We start from the raw sequence: 12,341 nt of genomic DNA, 5'->3' as shown, positions 1-12,341 counted from the left end.
TTTGTAAGGAGATTTTAGGGGAATATAAAACGTTTTACTACTAACAAAATTACTTTTCAAATATCCTCTTAGTAAATTGCCTCTTGAGTTGACTGGAGGTGAGTTAATTGAATGATTTTTATCCGCTTATTTTACAGTTTATAAATGCCTGGTATTTATTAAACATAAAAACTGGATTTAAATCTACAATTAGCTTAATAACTTAATATTTGTACCCAATAAATTATTTAAGCTAGTGCCTGTCCCCAATGTTGCCATTGTTTCTTTAACAACCTGATGAGCTAGATATAAATGATAACCGGGATGGGTAATTGGCAAATCGGAATAGGTCAAAACTCGCATTCCTAAAGAGACTTTCGCCCGAATTGGATTCAGGTTTGTGTCATGGGCTTCTTCGGTGATACTAAAGCTGGTAATGTTTACGGGTAAAATACGGCGTTGTCCCCAAATGAACAGCGTTAATTTGGGTGGTGGTGGAATAATTTCAATGGTTCCCACTGCCAGCACAATCGTATTGGCAATCACCATCGAACTGGCGGGATAAACCAGCATCTCCAGTGCTGAAAGTTGGGGATAAATCCCCATATTGACGGCAATATCTTTGCCTTTTTCTAACTGGTCGGTGGCATCCATTTCAATCTCAATACTAATACTTTCTGCGGCTGCTCCGTTTAGGCGTAAACCTACTGTAGAACCAGATTGATCATTACCCTGCATCTGCGGTTCAAGGGAGCGAGTTAGGGTTTCCGGATTGTATTGAAACGGAATCACTTTCGTAATCGGATTGGGAAGATCAAAACCGACGATCGCACCTTTAAATAAACGTGGTGAACCTAGAAAATTTGTCATTAAGCTAGACCTTTGAGAAATACTTGTTGGCATAGACACGACCCATCATTCCCCAATTCCTCCATAAATTGCCTGTGCCACCTGAGAACCGATCGTCTCTACACCCATCCCTGCCCTGACATTAAACGAGCCACCCTGCAATTGCTGAATTTCCTGACTACGCGAAAGTGACGCAGGAACACCTTGCTCCGTTAACAACCGAGTCAATTCTTGTTCGATCGCCCGTTGAATCCTTACCTGATCCTTCCGAGCAAACCCATGCAGCAGCAACTCCTCAATCTGCAACTCAATATTCATTTCACCCATCCCCGAATCTCTCCATCTGTCAACGATTTTTCCAACTTGGCATATTCCCGTTTTGCCGCTTGCAACACATGACTCATCTGCACCGTCTCCTTCGCCTCCGCCGCTAAAAACGCCGCATTCATTGCAATATTGCGAATATTCCCCCCCGCCAGATTCAATTGCGCCAACTTCTCCACCTCCAATCCCTCCGTTGGCGTTGCTGCCGGGAAAATGTGCCGCCAAATCTCCACCCGTTCCGGCAAATCCGGGAAGGGAAACTGCACAATAAACCGAATCCGCCGCAGAAAAGCTTGATCTAGCGCATCCTTCAAATTAGTAGTCAAAATTGCCAAACCCCGATAGGCTTCCATACGCTGTAACAAATAGCTCACCTCAATATTGGCGTGGCGATCGTGGCTGTCTTTGACCTCACTGCGCTTGCCAAACAGGGCATCCGCTTCATCAAACAGCAAAATTACCCCACTTGATTCCGCCGCATCAAATACCCGCCGCAAATTCTTCTCCGTCTCGCCAATGTATTTGCTCACCACCGACGACAAATCAATCCGGTACAAATCCAGCCGCAACTCTCGCGCCAGCACTTCTGCTGCCATTGTCTTACCCGTGCCACTGCTACCAGCAAACAGCGCACTGATGCCCAAACCCCGATTCCCCTTCGTCCTGAAACCCCAAGTATCATAAACCTGCGATCGCTGTCGTACATGGACGGCAATATCCCGTAAAACTTGCCGTTGGGCTTCCGGTAATACCAATTCCTCCCAGGTGGCCGCAGGCTCAATGCGCTGGGACAGTTCCTCCAATCGGGGGCGGGATTGCAGGCGGCAAATATCCCAGAGTTGGCTGGAAAGGGGAGAGGGGGAAGATGGGGGAGAACTGGCGGCGATACAAGCGGCAGCGATCGCACTACTGCTCAAATCAAATTGAGCCACCAAAGCCTCGACTTGTCCATTCACCTCTGCCTGACGCTCTCCCAAAGCGGCTTTCCAGATAGCTTGTTGCTCAATGGCAGTGGGTTTGCTGACTTCAATGGTCAGGCTGGGACGCTGGGGCAACCGACGGCGATCGCGACTGCTCACCAACACAATACCACCGATTTCTTCCAACAGTTGATGCAGGGCGTTTTCCTGGGCAACATCATGATGATACCCACCATCACAATCCACCAGCAAAGCGCGATCGCTCAGGATGACTTCTCGCTGCCACAAGCGCAAGAATGTTTCTAACTCCCGCCGCTCCTGGGGAATGGCTTGAGCGGAGAGCCGATACAAATTCAAGTCTACCTGTTCACAAGCCGTAGCTGTGATCGCCCATTTTGCTGTCACCTCTTCCCCGCACAACTGCACAATCGGCAATACTCCCCGCTCCGAACCTTCAACCCAGATTGTTGATAACTGATCGGCGATCACTTCATAGGAAGGCAGCAATGCTCCGCGATTTACCACAGGTTTCATCAACCCACTCAACTCTCGATCCAGGTGAGGCATTCCCGTCAAATACAGCAACGCCCAACGGCTGAGTCGTAATGGACTTAAGGTGAAAACTCGGCTCTCCTCCACCTCAATTAATCGCCAGTGCAGCAGGGGAGAAGAAGGAGCAATCGCGCTCAAATGAGCATCTGGAAACACCGTCAACGCCAGACTAAAGGTCGGATAAGCCTGCTGTTCTCGTCCCTGAATTTCGGCACACAAACGCGGGAAAGCCGCATCTAGTTCCATCCCAGCACACAACAGCAAAACATCTCGCTCAAAGTCAGACAAATCAAATGTGTTGCAAACAACTTCTAAGGACGGGAGTTCAGTCATTGCAGCCGCAATAACAGCCAATCGCTGCTGAGAATCTTCAGCAGTATCTTGGGATACTTCAGCCCCTTCCTGACCTTGAACAAACTGTTCTAATGTCTCCTGCACAACTGCCAATGCGGCTACAAGATATTGATGGTTAGCAGATTGCCAGTGATCGTCAGTAGCATTCATGGGAATGTTACCTCCTGGCTGGGACTTTCGGCTCCATCAACCTGTACCCTTACGGTATATTGTCCTGCTTTAATTTCGGTTTGCTTGAGAATTGAAATCTCGATTATGCTTCCAGAAGCAATATCCTCTGAAGCAACCAAAGATAGAGTATGGCTTTGCTCAGGTGTTTTTTGACTCAATAAAACTACGACCTTTTGCCCTTTAGCTATTGGTAGGTCAAGGGTTAATTGTAATTGCCGTGGTTGCCTTTGTAGCGTAACAGATACAATTTGAGGCCGCAGAATAAATTTTGCCAGATTCGAGCGATCGCCATTCTGATAAACAATCTGCAAAGTCTTCACACCTGCCGCCAGTGAGTCTGGTAAGGTTAGATGAATTTCACTATCTTGAATGTTTTGTTCTGTAACAGTAAGTGACTGATTTGCAATTTGAATTGATGCGATCGCAGTTTTTGCGAGTTCTCGCCCTTGAATAAGTAGAGTATTGCCTGCGGTAATAAGTTCGCCAGTTCTTGCTTGAGCATGAATTTGTATAATAACGGGCGGCGAAACAAGTTTAGCAGGAGGTGTCGCATCTACTGTAATGCTGCGATCTCTCACAGGCAAACTCACGACAGGTTCATCATTGGGTTCAATGAGAACAACCGTCCCTTGGTAAGCTGTTGATAACACATACGGTGTCTGGAAAAAGATTGACCAGATTTTAGATGACTCTTCCAGCGACAGAGAAACAGGTGAGAACTTGACAAATTCTGGTTGATCTGCTAAATCCGATCCTTTTAGAATAGCTTCGTTAGCTGCTACTGTATCTTGAATCAGCTGCCGTGGCAAAAACGGGTTAGTATGCAGCGTTTTCATCACTAATCCCATCAATTTTTCTGGCAATAGTTTGGTTTTATCCCCGTAAAAGCTGAGGAGATAGTGAAGATCAAGTGCTAATTGTGGACGTTGGCTCAAAGAACCATCAGCGCGACGAGTCGGTAAATCGGCGTTGCGCCAGCCCGAATTGGGGGTGACTTGATAAAGGAAAATGTTCACTCTGCCATCATTACCAGTAGCCGCATCTCTGGGGTCTGGTTGCCCAACTGTAATGGTGGTTGAAGTCCCTAGAAATTTTGATGTCACGGCATTTTCGAGGACACGTTTCAGAGTTGCGGTCACCGTAGCGATCGCCAGATAATTACTCATGCCTTCCTCCCCCGTTGCTGCAAATAAGTATCCAGCGACACTGCCGGACGAGAACGCACCGGAGCGGCTTTAGGTGCAGGTGGAGTTGGCATGATTGCCCGGACTTCAACCCTGCCAATACTAACGCGAATTGTGGGAGGTGCTGCTGGCTCGCTTGCAACCTGTGAAACTTGGTGAGTTGCTATTGTGCCGCTTGGTTTGCTTATGGGAACTGTTGCCCTGTGAGCAACAATTTCAGGTGCGTTTGCTAATTCACCGTCCATAACCGGGGAAGGATTTTCGCCCAGAATTTGCTCACGGGGTTTTAAAACTCGAAAAGGTTCTAGAGAAACTTCCTGATTGGGTTGTTCCGCAATGAATTGACTAGGCGCGATCGCTTGTGTCGTTGGGGGATGGGACTCACGGGGTTTTAAAACTTGAAAAGGTTCTAGAGAAACTTCCTGATTGGGTTGTTCCGCAATGAATTGACTAGGCGCGATCACTTGTGTCATCGGGGGAATAACTTGTTTCAGGTTTGATGAGTGTATCGACTGGGTTAGTAGTGACGGTGTAGTAATGGGATTTTGTTGTACTTTTCCTGGAACCTGATTATTAGCTAAGTCAGGTTGAGGAGAGAACTGCTGTTGAACAGAGGTAATATTCTGGGAAGAAGGTACCTCGACGGATGGATTAGCATTGACTGGAGTGGAAGAATTTTCAGCCTCACGATGCCATTGCAGATTGACTTCATCCACGATCGCAGGTGCAGAACTAAATCTGGGCGCGATCGCAGGTTGCACCACAGGACTGACACCCAGGCTGCGCTCTACTAATCGAGAAAAGAAATCTGCCATTTACATCACCATGTCAAGATAAAACTGCCGTCGAGTAGCAGTCATGGATAAAATCTTTGCCTCATCCCAACCATATGCTTTAGCCAGAGTATGAACCTCTTGCAGTAATCGCTTTGCTAAAGCATCGAGTTCTGCCCAGAAAAATGCAACGATATCAAATATCGCCTGACAGCGATGCTGACAGTTTGGGCAATCCAAATCCAGCAATACCTCAGCCTGCGGATCGCAGTCGCTTATGTGCTGGGCTAGTTGCTCGATCATCTCAGGCGGTAGAGCTTCCCAAGAAACGGGAGTGCCAGCTTGACTGATTTGTAAAACACAACGCTCGATCAAAGAGCGGTATGCTTCCTCAATCGTTTGAGATGCTGTTAAGATTGCCAAATCATGACTATTGGGTAAACGAAACTGACACTCAACTCCTGCAATTTGAACCGTTTTGTTTTCGTATTGACTACTCAATGATTCATTAATTTCATTGATATTGATATATATGTCTGAGATATTCAAAGCAAACTCTAGGCGATCGCCACAGTTGGGACAGGTCGTCACACTATGGAGTTGAGAACCCATCGTCATCTGTCGCAATAACAGCAAACGGCGATCACGCTGCCCCACACTGAGCATTGCCAACTGCTGCTGAGATTGATGAGGGTAGGCGACTGACAACAGTAATATTGCCCGTTCTAGCGGGTGCAGTCGCTCCCCCAATTCCCAAACTGTAATTACGTCGCTGGCAGTGAATGGGTGCATTCGTTAGCTCTCTCAAAACGATGAAACAGATGGCTCAACAAAACTCGGTTCACTTGGTTCTGATACCTCATAATCTCGCTCCCAGCCTTCGTTTTCCAGTTTGAGAGTTTGAATGGCAACAGCATTGGCATTGGCATCCAGTTCAGGCAGTGCCTGATATTCAGAAACCCAAGCACGGTAAACCTTGTAAGCAATAGCCAACTGTCCAGCTTCGTTATAAACTTCGATAATCAGATCCTTGCGAAAGTCCTTGAGTGAAACTTCTGCTCCTAAACCAGAGCCATAATTCCACACCTTATTCGCCCACTTTTCAAATTCTGTGTCATGAGTCACCCCACGCTCCAGGGTAATAGCTTCGTAAGTGCTGCGTCCTGGTGAGAGGCGATCACTACTCGGATCTCCCCCTTCCCGATGTTTCACCACCTCAGTTGTGCGCTTTAAAGCACCCACTTTACTGATCCCGGCAACATATCGACCATCCCACTTGACCCGAAATTTAAAGTTCTTGTAGGGGTCAAATCGCTGTGAATTAACGCTAAATTGTGCCATTTTTCATCTCCCTTAAACTTGAATCTGCCCCGCCATTTGTTGTAGTTGAATAATCACAAACTCCGCAGGTTTCAACGGTGCAAACCCGACTTTGATATTGACAATCCCCAAGTTGATGTCGTTCTGTGCCGTGGTTTCGCGATCACATTTAACGAAGTATGCCTCTCGCGGAGACTTGCCCTGAAACGCCCCCTGGCGAAACAGGTTTTGCATAAATGCGCCCAGATTCAACCGAATTTGCGCCCACAGAGGTTCATCATTTGGCTCAAACACCACCCACTGAGTACCCCGATACAGGCTCTCTTCGATAAACAGCGCTAACCGCCTGACCGGAATATATTTATATTCTGATGCCGCCTGATCGGAACCTTGGAAGGTACGAGCGCCCCAGGCAACCGCACCATAGGTAGGAAACAAGCGGATACAGTTGATTCCTAGAGGATTCAATATGCCATTTTCTGCATCGGTCAACTTGTAAGTTAATGCCTGAACTCCCACTAAATTGGCTTCAGTTCCAGCTGGAGCTTTCCAAACACCACTGGCACTGTCTGTGCGGGCATAAAGTCCGGCAACTGTTCCACTGGGTGCAGTCAGGCGTAGCTTGCCATTGTTTAACGGGTCAGCAATGTAAATCCAGGGGTAATAGACTGCGCCATTATCATTGTTAGTAACTTCTGTACTTTGTATATCAGATACTGTGTTCGTTTTTGGCGCATCAGCAATTAAGAAAGCTCTTCTTTGCTTACAATATTGAGCTGCCTCACTCAAAATGTTGCTTTTGGTGACTCCCGGTATGCAGAGCAAGTTAAATAAATCCACTTCTTCTAGAGCGTAAAAGCCTTTCCTCTCAGCCTGGCTAAATGTCAAATTATCCAAATCCGCTTCAGAATACTGTGTTTCAGTGCCGCCTGTTAAAGTTATGATTGTATCCTTGGGCAGAGTCTCATCTAGACGAATGGTAGCCACTGCGTCTTCTTCAACACCCCCATTCCGGTATCCAAGTTTAAGGTTAGTAGAGAGATCGTTGAAAGTAGCGCGTAAAACTCTCACACTTGAAAATTCGCCTGGTTGCCCAGAGGTTAGAATGAGTTTGTTGTCCCTGAAAGTACAGGTGAAAGAATTGTCATTAGTTGCAGATATAACCTTTGTTTGAATGGTATTCGCCAAACTAGTTAACTTTGCTGAAACATTATCTCCTGTGATTTCATTACTGTCAATTTTGACAGTGATAGGCTTTAAACCATTGACTGATATCTGGAACTGGTTATGTCTATTGTCTATGAGCTTGCTAACATCGGCGTTTTGCAAATCTCCACTGACGCTAGTGCCACTCTTATCAGACAGTGAATTGACTGCATTTTCCTCCCGTTTTACTGTCACTAATCGAGATATGCCGTTAATCACTGCTTCAATGTAACGAGCGTCTTGACTATTTAGCGACAAATTGTCAAATTTCTCAGTCAGGCGATCACTCGGATTATCGGGTGATGTATAGTTTAGGGTCAAATTGAAGGTATTGGCAGGATTCAGCGTTTTGTAATCCACCTGAATCTCAATCCTGTTACCCGCTAGTCCTTCATCCAGTGCTGTGATTTTTAAAACATCCTGCTTACTCTTATCTTTTAAGGTGTGAGTAGCGCTTTGAGCGTGTTTAACAATCCGGACGACCCAGGCATCACTGCCACCGTTTAGAAAGAATTGGCGCACAGCGTAGCTTAACTCAGAACACGCATCTAGTCCACCAAATCTGCGTTCAAAGTCGCTATAACTTAAAATACGTACTGCTTTGTCAATTGGCCCTCGTTTTGCCGCACCCACAAAGGCTGTAACAGATTTGCTAACTCCTGTAATGGTTCGTACCCCACTGGAAATCTCTTCGACATAAACGCCTGGATAGGTTGGTGTAATAGGCATTGGGATTCTCCGTATTAATTCTTATTGATGCCTGCATATGCAATACAGGCATTTCATTCTTTCTTAAGTGTTTTGCTTAAGCGTTTTGCTCGCAGTGGATAAACAGCAATTTTGTAACCGTAATTACTCGCAGCAAGAATCATTTTTGTAGCACACCAGCGTGTTTTAGAATCTATCGAAATTTCTTACTGTTGTCTTTGCAGAAAAGTATGAAGTTAAGACTGCCACGGCAACATTTCTATTACGTTATCAATAGAAGGTTTTAAATATTCCTGAATTGTTGAATCATTTAGTTCAATTTTTTGAAATATTTCATGTCCATTTTCTGTATAAATTTTTAAGATTTCATCTACTTTCATTCCTATTGCTAACCCTGTGGCAATGATTGACTCCGTACTTGTACCTGCAACAAAATTAAAATAATCTCCTAAACAGTTGCAGATTGGGTTATATCTAAGAACTATGTTCTCTATTTCCTTGAGGATTTGAAGAGGTAAAATACCTCGAATATCACTACCATCAATAGATAATAACTGCTTAGGACGGTTTTCTTCTATGATTTCTTAAATTTCTTGAGTCATGAAAATTACTCCTTAAAGAAAGATACTGTGTTGAAAAAGTAATTCAATATTTCGACAAGGAATATACAATTAATTTTTCATAAATACCTTGAAAATCAAGATATAAACGTTGTTTTTCTTTATGTACACCCTCTTTTTATGTTAGTAAAGCATAGTTTAATTTGAAGAATTAAACCGTAGAATTACTGTACCGTTATGCTTTTAATATTCTACTTGCTTGATCAATTAGTCAATTATTTTTTACGGTTAGATATTATCACTTACATTTGTTTATATAGTTATCAACTCATAAAAACAAAAAGACAATTTTTCAAGGGTTTTGAGGTTTCCTTTTGTTAAGTAAGATTACGCAGATTTATTTGCATTATCTCTGCGTTTTTAATTTTCGCAAATCAATTTCTCCAATTCATCTAAAAGCTTAGTGATTCTCTCTTGGTTTTGAGATTTGATTGAAGCTTGTTTTTGATGTAAGAGTTTATTAATCTCATTGAACCTTTCAGTTACAGCATTTTGTGATTGTGGTTCTGATGAGGATTTTAGTGCTTTAACTCTTGTTTTGATTTCGCTCAAAGAAAGATTTTCTGTGATCGCTATCTTGAGCAAGTCAGCACGCTGTGGTTCAGATTTAACTCGTGCGATCGCTTGGGCTTTGGTGTACTCAATCTCTCCTTGTCGCAGAGATGAAAGAATTTCTTCCGGTAGCTTCAGTAAAGGCAGCCGACTAGAACGGAAACTAGCTGCATTGAATTTTCCTATTTGTGACAACAGTAATTCAATCTGCTCAAGTTGAATCAAAACGTTTTGATTCAGTTGTTGATTCCTTTGTTTAGCGTTAAAAGCACTGTGTAATAAAGAGATAACTTTATTAGTATCTATTCCCAAAGATAACGATAGTAGTCCTAGTATGGCTTCTGTCTCTTCAACAGGGTTAAGGTCTTCCCGTTGCAAATTCTCCATAAGAGCAATTTGTAGGGCTTGTTGATCATTTAGCTCTAGGGAAATAATAGGGACTTCAAGCAATCCTACAGTGCGTGCGGCTCTGATTCTTCTTTCGCCAGCTATCAATTCATATTTGCCGTGAGCAAGTGGACGAACTAGGACTGGTTCTAAAATGCCGTGTTCTTTGACCGATTCTACAAGTTGAGCTAACTTCTTCGGGTCAAAGTAACGCCGTGGTTGTTTCAGAGATAATTCAATCAGATCAATTGCAACTGTAATAGGGCATTGAGTAGGCAAAATACTATAGTTAATATCTAGCTTATTTGTTGGTGTTGTCCATCTAAATTGATCTGGCAGGGCAGCATTCATCATAAATTTCTCCATTAAAGTTGAAAAAGTATCAAATATGATGATTAGCTTCAGAAATGTAGTTAAATCTGCTTCTAATTTCAAATTAGAGACTAAATTTGAGGAACTTGTGAGGAATTGACATTTCTGAAAGGGAAATGTTTTTAGTGGGATTATATGGTTGTAAATGGTGATTTGATCGAGGAAGGGAGAGGATGTGATGGCGCTTTGGCTACTGTAGATGATTGCCGCAGATTGTTAATATAGTTGTGCTACCAAAAACTGCATCTAAATTTTGTCAAAAGCGATAGTATTTTTAACATTTATTTACTTATGAATTCACAAAAGATTCTTTTAAATCAAATACTTTTGTGCATTATCATATTCTTTACTGGGATAATTAAAGTTTAGGTAAAACTTACTAATTTTATATAGACAGTTAACCGTAAAATTTATGAGATGTTGTACTGTAAAAAAAACAGCAAGCGGATGCTTAAGAACATCTTTTAAAGGTTCCCTATTTTTGAAATAAGAGAAACTATATTAGCATCAGGTTTCTCCAGGAATTTACATAATCAATCATTCCTTAACAACTCAATAAAGGTGCTGTTTGATTATCTTGTGGGTAATACGTCACCAAGTAAAACTTCGGCTATATCTTCAGTTTGGAAAATTTTTAGTTTCATCTTACACCGCAAAATTTTTTGCAACCTTTGCCTGTTGGTGGCTTCTTCCCTGAATCTTGGAGATATCCCACCACTTTCTCTTCTGCTTAAACAAAAAACCTGCCCTTGAAAGTGGAGGTTGGGTGGGTCTGTTTCTTGACTCAAGGTACGAGAGGAGTGCTAGCTCTAATATCTCAACCTGTAATCAATACACACAAACTGCTCTTAATCAAAAAATAAAAATTATGAAACTTACTCATTCATTACTAAAAGCCACATTGAATTTAACAGTAACTATACCCTTAGTTTCTTTAATTAATTATTCTAGTGCTTTAGCAGCACTTGTAGTGTCATCTGGAAACGTTCTAATAAACGACTCAAATGTACCAGCAGAGGATGCTAGAATTGGATTTAAGATTCCTGGTTTTGGCGAAGGAATTTTAGGGGGTTCAATCAACATTTTACCTATTGGTCAAGTAGTACAGATTGCTAATACTGGTCTTAGTGTTTTTGATCAGGACATTTTCTTTATAGATCCAACTACTGGTGATAGGACTACCATACCTGTTAATAAACCAGTAGTAATCGATATATTGTTTGATTCAAAGAAAAAAAATGCAGTTAAATGGCTAAGAGACGTTTATCTAACCGGCCCACTGGGAGTGAGACTCCCAACTCGAAATGGTTTGGCAGGTTTTGTCGTACAACCAGAAAGGAACCCAAATCCTTTGTCTCCCTTAGCATTGTCGTCTACTCCGTTGTCATATACTTTCACTAATGATGGAAATAGAGAACTATTCATAAATAGTATTCTGCTTGGAAGAAGTCCAAATTTAATAGAGCGTAGCAATTTTACAACAAGTTTATTAGAGGATATAAATATATTTGATAACGGAGGGAGGGGATGGAGTGTTTTACCAGATGAACAAATAGAACTTGATGTTCCTTTTTCTTTAAGTGATGGTGAATTTTTAGTAGCCAATGTGGTAGGAACTCTAGATCCAGGGCAGACTAATTCATTCTCAGTAAATTTTCTACAACAACATCAAGAAAGTGTCCCCGAACCCTCTTCCATCCTCAGCCTCCTTGCCCTCGGCACTCTCGGTGCAGCTTCAACCCTCAAACGTAAACTAAGGTGATTTCTGGAAAATAATTTACCAGATAATTGATGGTCTACCCTCGTGGCTCAGTAATGCCAAACTCTAAGAGGCATTGCATTGATCCGAGATACGGGTACTGTTGCCGAAATATTACTGAACAAGCATCAGAACCATGACGGAAAATTGCAAAGTCCTAGTTTGATTTCGTTACTCATTCTTAACCTCTAAAATTTCCGGAGTATGAGACAATACAATTTCTGCTAGAAGATGCTATTGCTAACTGCGTAGACGCAACGCGGCTTGTCGTAGACATCGCCTGAAATAAGAACTCGTTCAGGCGATAGTTT

11 protein-coding genes are annotated in these 12,341 nt (G+C 42.9%); 1 reads left to right on the top strand and 10 read right to left on the bottom strand.

Annotated elements, in window-relative coordinates; genetic code table 11:
* Nucleotides 1-189: 189 nt before the first annotated feature.
* From H6G14_RS19115 to H6G14_RS19070, 10 genes are all read right to left on the bottom strand, one after another.
* On the bottom strand, nucleotides 190-849 hold the full coding sequence (locus H6G14_RS19115) for a hypothetical protein (protein ID WP_190568894.1): 660 nt from the start codon (nucleotides 847-849) through the stop codon (nucleotides 190-192).
* 45 nt (nucleotides 850-894) lie between these two features.
* Nucleotides 895-1,146: a hypothetical protein gene (locus tag H6G14_RS19110; RefSeq protein ID WP_190568893.1), complete on the bottom strand. Its 252-nt coding sequence runs from the start codon at nucleotides 1,144-1,146 to the stop codon at nucleotides 895-897.
* Nucleotides 1,143-3,128 carry an ATP-binding protein gene (locus H6G14_RS19105; protein WP_190568892.1) on the bottom strand — a complete coding sequence of 662 codons (1,986 nt, stop codon included), beginning with the start codon at nucleotides 3,126-3,128 and terminating at the stop codon, nucleotides 1,143-1,145. Before H6G14_RS19105 ends, H6G14_RS19110 begins: the two co-directional genes overlap by 4 nt.
* A complete protein-coding gene (locus H6G14_RS19100; protein ID WP_190568891.1) occupies nucleotides 3,125-4,315 on the bottom strand; it encodes a Pvc16 family protein in 1,191 nt (396 codons plus the stop codon). The genes H6G14_RS19105 and H6G14_RS19100 overlap by 4 nt, the downstream gene beginning before the upstream one ends.
* Nucleotides 4,312-5,148 carry a hypothetical protein gene (locus H6G14_RS19095; RefSeq protein WP_190568890.1) on the bottom strand — a complete coding sequence of 279 codons (837 nt, stop codon included), beginning with the start codon at nucleotides 5,146-5,148 and terminating at the stop codon, nucleotides 4,312-4,314. The genes H6G14_RS19100 and H6G14_RS19095 overlap by 4 nt, the downstream gene beginning before the upstream one ends.
* Entirely contained in the window at nucleotides 5,149-5,898 is a 750-nt protein-coding gene (locus H6G14_RS19090; protein ID WP_190568889.1) for a T4 family baseplate hub assembly chaperone, read from the bottom strand.
* Between the two features lie 12 nt (nucleotides 5,899-5,910).
* Nucleotides 5,911-6,447 carry a phage tail protein gene (locus tag H6G14_RS19085; protein ID WP_190568888.1) on the bottom strand — a complete coding sequence of 179 codons (537 nt, stop codon included), beginning with the start codon at nucleotides 6,445-6,447 and terminating at the stop codon, nucleotides 5,911-5,913.
* A gap of 12 nt (nucleotides 6,448-6,459) precedes the next feature.
* Complete coding sequence (locus H6G14_RS19080; RefSeq protein WP_190568887.1) at nucleotides 6,460-8,361, bottom strand: phage tail sheath subtilisin-like domain-containing protein; 1,902 nt, start codon at nucleotides 8,359-8,361, stop codon at nucleotides 6,460-6,462.
* A 215-nt stretch (nucleotides 8,362-8,576) separates the two neighbouring features.
* Nucleotides 8,577-8,720, bottom strand: a complete 144-nt coding sequence (locus H6G14_RS19075; protein WP_190568886.1) for a hypothetical protein — start codon at nucleotides 8,718-8,720, stop codon at nucleotides 8,577-8,579.
* A 600-nt stretch (nucleotides 8,721-9,320) separates the two neighbouring features.
* Nucleotides 9,321-10,253: a ParB/RepB/Spo0J family partition protein gene (locus H6G14_RS19070; RefSeq protein ID WP_190568885.1), complete on the bottom strand. Its 933-nt coding sequence runs from the start codon at nucleotides 10,251-10,253 to the stop codon at nucleotides 9,321-9,323.
* A gap of 784 nt (nucleotides 10,254-11,037) precedes the next feature.
* Between H6G14_RS19070 and H6G14_RS33170 the strand changes: the two genes are divergently transcribed.
* Nucleotides 11,038-12,033 carry a PEP-CTERM sorting domain-containing protein gene (locus tag H6G14_RS33170; RefSeq protein ID WP_338421205.1) on the top strand — a complete coding sequence of 332 codons (996 nt, stop codon included), beginning with the start codon at nucleotides 11,038-11,040 and terminating at the stop codon, nucleotides 12,031-12,033.
* Nucleotides 12,034-12,341: the final 308 nt, after the last annotated feature.

The sequence above is a fragment of the Nostoc parmelioides FACHB-3921 genome, assembly GCF_014696625.1.
In the GTDB taxonomy this organism is placed as follows: Bacteria; Cyanobacteriota; Cyanobacteriia; order Cyanobacteriales; family Nostocaceae; genus Trichormus; species Trichormus parmelioides.
This window is presented reverse-complemented; position numbering and strand designations above follow the sequence as displayed.

What these genes read in the sequence shown, in the direction of transcription:
- H6G14_RS19115 (WP_190568894.1), bottom strand. Translation starts at nt 849, where the DNA reads ATGACAAATTTTCTAGGTTCACCACGTTTATTTAAAGGTGCGATCGTC.
- H6G14_RS19090 (WP_190568889.1), bottom strand. Translation starts at nt 5,898, where the DNA reads ATGCACCCATTCACTGCCAGCGACGTAATTACAGTTTGGGAATTGGGG.
- H6G14_RS19105 (WP_190568892.1), bottom strand. Translation starts at nt 3,128, where the DNA reads ATGAATGCTACTGACGATCACTGGCAATCTGCTAACCATCAATATCTT.
- H6G14_RS19095 (WP_190568890.1), bottom strand. Translation starts at nt 5,148, where the DNA reads ATGGCAGATTTCTTTTCTCGATTAGTAGAGCGCAGCCTGGGTGTCAGT.
- H6G14_RS19080 (WP_190568887.1), bottom strand. Translation starts at nt 8,361, where the DNA reads ATGCCTATTACACCAACCTATCCAGGCGTTTATGTCGAAGAGATTTCC.
- H6G14_RS19100 (WP_190568891.1), bottom strand. Translation starts at nt 4,315, where the DNA reads ATGAGTAATTATCTGGCGATCGCTACGGTGACCGCAACTCTGAAACGT.
- H6G14_RS19085 (WP_190568888.1), bottom strand. Translation starts at nt 6,447, where the DNA reads ATGGCACAATTTAGCGTTAATTCACAGCGATTTGACCCCTACAAGAAC.
- H6G14_RS19070 (WP_190568885.1), bottom strand. Translation starts at nt 10,253, where the DNA reads ATGATGAATGCTGCCCTGCCAGATCAATTTAGATGGACAACACCAACA.
- H6G14_RS19075 (WP_190568886.1), bottom strand. Translation starts at nt 8,720, where the DNA reads ATGAAAGTAGATGAAATCTTAAAAATTTATACAGAAAATGGACATGAA.
- H6G14_RS19110 (WP_190568893.1), bottom strand. Translation starts at nt 1,146, where the DNA reads ATGAATATTGAGTTGCAGATTGAGGAGTTGCTGCTGCATGGGTTTGCT.